5 protein-coding genes are annotated in these 6031 nt (G+C 75.0%); 4 read left to right on the forward strand and 1 reads right to left on the reverse strand.

All coding sequences use genetic code 11. The annotated features are described in order from the left end of the window. Positions 1–1130 (reverse strand): LppM family (lipo)protein (locus JZ5iCDA_RS14790; RefSeq protein WP_069387849.1); only part of this gene is annotated, 1130 nt, incomplete at its 3' end. Positions 1131–1328: 198 nt separating this feature from the next. Between JZ5iCDA_RS14790 and clpB the strand changes: the two genes are divergently transcribed. The 4 genes from clpB to JZ5iCDA_RS14810 form a co-directional block, all read left to right on the forward strand. Beyond that, entirely contained in the window at positions 1329–3953 is a 2625-nt protein-coding gene (gene clpB / locus JZ5iCDA_RS14795; protein WP_069387850.1) for an ATP-dependent chaperone ClpB, read from the forward strand. Between the two features lie 91 nt (positions 3954–4044). Beyond that, positions 4045–5025, forward strand: coding sequence for a diacylglycerol/lipid kinase family protein (locus tag JZ5iCDA_RS14800; protein WP_069387851.1), 981 nt, complete (start codon positions 4045–4047; stop codon positions 5023–5025). A gap of 68 nt (positions 5026–5093) precedes the next feature. Then, entirely contained in the window at positions 5094–5492 is a 399-nt protein-coding gene (locus JZ5iCDA_RS14805; protein WP_069387852.1) for a hypothetical protein, read from the forward strand. Between the two features lie 58 nt (positions 5493–5550). Next, a partial coding sequence (locus JZ5iCDA_RS14810) for a UdgX family uracil-DNA binding protein (RefSeq protein ID WP_069387853.1) occupies positions 5551–6031 on the forward strand: 481 nt, incomplete at its 3' end.

A 6031-nucleotide genomic window follows, 5' to 3' on the forward strand; every position in this document is an offset into this window, starting at 1 on the left:
TACGGCGCCGGCGGCGGTGCGTACTGGCCCTGCGGGCCGGCGGGCCCGCCGGGGTGCTGCTGCCCGGGCTGGGCGCCGGGGTACGGCTGGCCGGGCTGCGGACCGCCCGGGTACGGCTGACCGCCCTGCGGGCCCGGGTAGGGCTGGCCGGGCTGCTGCGGTGCACCGGCGTACTGCGGTGCGCCGGGGTGCTGGGGTGCGCCGGGGTGCTGGGGTGCGCCGGGGTGCTGCCCGCCCTGCTGAGCGGGGTAGCCGGGGGCCTGGCCGGGCACGCCGTACTGCCCGGGCTGGCCGGGGTACGCGGGCTGCGCGAAGCCGGCCTGCTGGCCGCTCTGGTCGTCCGGCTTCTTGCGCAGCACGAGCCACAGCACGAGGCCGACGATGCCGAGCAGCACGAGCCCGGCGACGATGCCGAGGATCCACCACGGGAACGCCGCGGCGTCGTCGACGTCGGCGGCGTCGGACGAGCCGGTCGTGCCCTCGTCCGCCGGGTCGTCCGTCGTGCCCTCGTCGGGCGCGGAGGCCGCGCCGCCCGTGACGGCCGAGCCGCGCGCGGAGATCTCGTTGACCTCGCCCATCGCCGGCCGCCACGTGACCGTGGTGCCGTCGACCTCGCCGTTCGTCTCGCCGACCTCGCCGGGGAACGTCACGGAGACGACGAACTCGAAGCCCTCCATCATCTGGCGCGTCATCTCGTCCGACTGCGGGTCGGTGCCGTCGAGCCCCATCTCCTCGTCGGACAGGTCCATCTGCCCGCTGACGACGAACTCGTCGCCCTCGCGCGTGATCGACAGCGAGTCGGTGCCCGTGGCGGACATCTGGGAGATGGGCTGGTCCGTGTACGTCAGGCGCGTCCCGGTGTAGCCGTCCTCGGCGTACGGCTCCTGCGTCGCCCCCGGCGGCAGGTCGGACTCGAGCTGGCCGCCCATCTGGTCCCACAGCGCCTGCGGGTCCTGGCCCAGCGCCTGCGCGGTCTCGTCGGAGATCGCCATGACGATCGAGCCGTCGGCGGTGTCGTCCTCGTTGAGGGTGAGGGCCATGTCGATCCGCATGCAGCCCGCGACGAGCAGTGCGAGGGTGGCGAGGAGCGCGCCGAGGCCGAGCCTTCGGCGCAGGGATGAGGTGTTCACCCCGCCAGCATGTCGCGGATCGGCCTCCGAGGCGAGGGTCGGGCGCGATCTGAGACCAAAGGCACGCCTGCCCCGCGGGCGCCCGGCGCGCCCGCCGCGCCGGTCGCCACGACGCTGCCGATCAGGGTTGAGCGGAATACACTCAACTCCAGGACCGTTCCCAGGTCAGACACCCTTCCTGATCACCCCGGAGCACCGATGGAACTGAAGTTCACGACGATGTCGCAGCAGGCGGTCGGCGAGGCCATCCAGAGCGCCTCGGCCGCCGGCAACCCCCAGCTCGAGCCGACGCACGTGCTGGCCGCGCTGCTCACCCAGGAGGCCGGCGTGGCGGTCGGGCTGCTCGACGCGGTGGGCGCGGACAAGCAGGCGATCGGCCAGAAGGTGCGCGCCGCGCTCGTCGCGCTGCCCACGGCGAGCGGGTCCGCCGTCGCGCAGCCGACGCCCTCGCGCGCCATGTCCGCCGCGCTCGAGAACGCGGGCAAGGAGGCGCAGGCGCTCGGCGACGAGTACGTCTCGACCGAGCACCTGCTCATCGGCATCGCGGCCGGGTCGTCGCAGGCCGCGACGATCCTCCAGCAGGCCGGCGCGAGCGTGGACGCGCTGCGTTCCGCGCTGCCCGCCGTGCGCGGGAGCGCGCGCGTGACCAGCCCGAACCCCGAGGGCACCTACAAGGCGCTGGAGCAGTACGGCACCGACCTCACGGCCGCGGCCGCCGAGGGCCGGCTCGACCCCGTCATCGGGCGCGACTCCGAGATCCGTCGCGTCGTGCAGGTGCTCTCGCGCCGCACGAAGAACAACCCCGTCCTCATCGGCGAGCCGGGCGTCGGCAAGACGGCCGTCGTCGAGGGCCTCGCGCAGCGCATCGTCGCGGGCGACGTCCCCACGTCGCTGCAGGGCAAGCGGCTCGTGTCGCTCGACCTCGCGTCGATGGTCGCGGGCGCCAAGTACCGCGGCGAGTTCGAGGAGCGGCTCAAGGCCGTGCTGTCGGAGATCCAGTCGTCCGACGGCGAGGTCGTCACCTTCATCGACGAGCTCCACACCGTCGTCGGCGCGGGGGCCGGCGGCGAGGGAGCCATGGACGCGGGCAACATGCTCAAGCCCATGCTCGCCCGCGGCGAGCTGCGGCTCGTCGGCGCGACGACGCTCGACGAGTACCGCGAGCACATCGAGAAGGACCCGGCGCTCGAGCGCCGGTTCCAGCAGGTGTTCGTCGGCGAGCCGTCCGTCGAGGACACGGTCGCGATCCTGCGCGGGCTCAAGGAGCGCTACGAGGCCCACCACAAGGTGACGATCGCGGACTCCGCGCTCGTCGCCGCCGCGACGCTCTCCGACCGGTACATCACCGGCCGCCAGCTCCCGGACAAGGCGATCGACCTCGTCGACGAGGCGGCGTCGCGCCTGCGCATGGAGCTCGACTCGTCCCCGGTCGAGATCGACGAGCTCCAGCGCGCCGTCACGCGCCTGGAGATGGAGGAGGTCGTGCTCTCGGAGTCGACCGACCCCGCGAGCCTCGAGCGGCTCGAGCGGCTGCGCGCCGACCTCGCCGACCGCCGCGAGGAGCTGGCCGCGCTCACCGCGCGCTGGGAGGCCGAGAAGGCCGGGCACAACCGCGTCGGCGACCTGCGCGCCAAGCTCGACGAGCTGCGCGTCCAGGTCGAGCGCGCGATCCGCGAGGGCGACCTCGAGACCGCCGGCCGTCTGCAGTACGGCGAGATCCCGCAGGTGCAGCGCGAGCTCGACGAGGCCGAGCGCGCCGAGGCGGCCGAGGACGCCGCGGACGCGCTCGCCGACCCCGCTCAGGGGCCGATGATCGCCGACAAGGTCGGCGCGGACGAGATCGCCGAGGTCGTCTCGGCGTGGACGGGCATCCCGGCCGGCCGCATGCTCCAGGGCGAGTCGGAGAAGCTCCTCCACATGGAGGACGTCGTGGGCGAGCGCCTCATCGGGCAGCGGGCCGCGGTGCGGTCCGTGGCCGACGCGGTCCGGCGCTCGCGCGCGGGCGTCGCCGACCCGGACCGCCCGACGGGCTCGTTCCTCTTCCTCGGCCCGACGGGCGTCGGCAAGACCGAGCTCGCGAAGTCGCTCGCCGACTTCCTCTTCGACGACGAGCGCGCCATGGTGCGCATCGACATGAGCGAGTACTCCGAGAAGCACTCGGTCGCGCGCCTCGTCGGCGCCCCTCCGGGGTACGTCGGCTACGAGGAGGGCGGCCAGCTCACGGAGGCCGTGCGGCGTCGCCCGTACTCGGTCGTGCTGCTCGACGAGGTCGAGAAGGCGCACCCCGAGGTCTTCGACATCCTGCTCCAGGTGCTCGACGACGGCCGCCTCACCGACGGCCAGGGCCGCACGGTCGACTTCCGCAACGTCATCCTCGTGCTCACGTCGAACCTCGGGTCGCAGTTCCTCGTCGACCCGATGCTCGACGACGCGGCGAAGCGCGAGAGCGTCATGACGGCGGTGCGGGCGGCCTTCAAGCCGGAGTTCCTCAACCGCCTCGACGACGTCATCGTCTTCGACCCGCTGTCGCTCGAGGAGCTCGGCCGGATCGTCGACCTGCAGGTCGCGGCGCTCGCCCGGCGCCTGGCGGACCGCCGCATCACGCTCGACGTCACGCCGGCGTCGCGGGAGTGGCTCGCGCTCGAGGGCTTCGACCCCGCGTACGGGGCACGCCCGCTGCGCCGCCTCGTGCAGCGCGAGATCGGCGACAAGCTCGCGCGGCTGCTGCTGTCGGGCGACGTCGCGGACGGGGACGTCGTGCGGGTCGGCCGCGACCCCGAGGTCGCGGGCCTGACGCTCGCGCCGGAGGTGCTCAACGCGTGACGCGGTCGGCGGCTGGGACCTGCGTCCCGGCCGCCGACCCGCGGACGCGTCCCCGCCGCGCCACCGGCGCGCGGCGGGGACATACTCAGGTGTGCCCCTCGACGGAACCACCCCGCAGCCGGCCCAGGAGCAGCGCAGGCGTCACGACAGCCTCCGCTCCGCGGTCATCGTCAACCCCAACCGGGTCGAAGGGCTCGACGAGCTCCGCGCCGAGATCGCCGACCAGCTGGCGGCGGCCGGCTGGCCCGAGCCCGAGTGGCTCGAGACGACGGCGGAGGACCCGGGCACGGGGCAGGCGCGCCAGGCCGTGGCGAACGGCGCCGAGGTGGTGTTCGTCGCCGGCGGCGACGGCACGGTGCGCGCGTGCGTCGAGGGCCTCGCGGGCACCGACGCGGCGCTCGCGATCCTTCCCGGCGGGACGGGCAACCTCCTCGCGGCGAACCTCGGCGTCCCGACGCAGTCGGTGGAGGGCATCCGGCTCGCGGTCGAGCGCGGGCGCCGGCACATCGACCTCGGCGAGGCCGACGGCCGGCTGTTCGCCGTCATGGCGGGCATGGGCCTGGACGCGGCGATGATGCAGGACGCCCCGACGGCGCTCAAGGCGAAGGCCGGCTGGATCGCCTACGTCGTCGCGGCGCTGAAGCACCTGAACGACGACGAGATGCGGGTCGAGGTCCACGTCGACGACGAGCCGGTGCGCCGTCGTCGTGCGCGCACGGTCGTGGTGGGCAACGTCGGCCGCATGCAGGGCGGGACGAACCTCCTGCCCGACGCCGACCCGGACGACGGGCTGCTCGAGGTCGCCGTCATCGCGCCGCGCAACCTGCGGCACTGGGTGGAGCTCGTCGTCGGCCTGTTCCGCGCGCATCGGCGCATCCCGGGCCGCGAGGTCGTGCGCGGCTCGCGCATCTCGATCGTCTCGGACCGGCCGCAGGCCCGGCAGCTCGACGGCGACGTCATCGAGAGCGCGCGACGCCTCGACGTCGAGGTGCGGCCGAAGTCGCTGTGGGTGTGCGTCGAGCAGCCGGACGAGACCGAGGACCTCGCGGCGGGCGCCCCCGGCCGTTCCTGACCGCTGCTGACCGCACCGCACGGCATCGGGCCTGGTCAGCGCCGGGCTGCTCCGGCAGGATGGGCCGCATGAGCGACCCGCACGCGTGGCCCGCCCCTGCCCCGACGGACCGGCGGGACGCACCGCCCGGGTGGCAGCCCCCGGCGCCGGCGGACGCCCGCCGGCGGGGTCTCGCCGTCACGGCCTTCGTCACGGGGATCGCGACGGTGCTCGTCGGCGTCGTGCTCGGGCTGGCCGTCCCGTTCGTCAACGCGTCCGGCCTCGACCTCGACGCGATGTCGGCCATCCAGACGACCGACGGCGTCCTCACGGTCGTGCTGTCGCTCGTCGCCGTGATCACCGGGAGCGTAGCGCTGGCGCGCAAGGAGGGCGCCGCGCTCGCGGCCGCGGGGACCGCCCTGGGCGCGGCCGGCCTGCTCACCGTCGCGGCCGGCCTGCTCCACGGCGCCCTGTACCAGGTGCTCTGACCGCCGGCGCGCCGGTGCCGCACGTGCGAGGACGCGGCTCCCGGCGCACGGTGGGGACGTGAGCCCGTCCCGTGCACAGCCCGAGCGCCCCGGCGCGCAGGAGTGGGTGCCCGACGGCGCGGACGCCCGTCGCGTCGACGTGCTCGCCGAGGCCGCCCACGGGTGCCGCGGCTGCGAGCTGTGGGCGGACGCGACGCAGGTCGTCTTCTCCCAGGGGCCGGACGACGCGGCGCTCGTCCTCGTCGGCGAGCAGCCCGGCGACCGCGAGGACCGCGAGGGCGAGCCCTTCGTCGGACCCGCCGGTCGCGTGCTCGCCGACGCGCTCGAGGCCGCGGGCGTCGACCCCGACCGCGTCTACGTCACCAACGCGGTCAAGCACTTCCGGCACGAGCAGCGCGGCAAGCGGCGCCTGCACCGCACGCCCGACGTCGCGCACGTGCGGGCGTGCCTGCCGTGGCTCGAGGCGGAGGTGGCGGCGGTCCGGCCGCGCGTCGTCGTCGCGCTCGGCGCCACGGCCGCCCGGGCCGTGCTCGGGCGCC

Origin of the sequence: Cellulosimicrobium cellulans (assembly GCF_001722485.1) — a bacterium.
Classification (GTDB): domain Bacteria; phylum Actinomycetota; class Actinomycetes; order Actinomycetales; family Cellulomonadaceae; genus Cellulosimicrobium; species Cellulosimicrobium cellulans_A.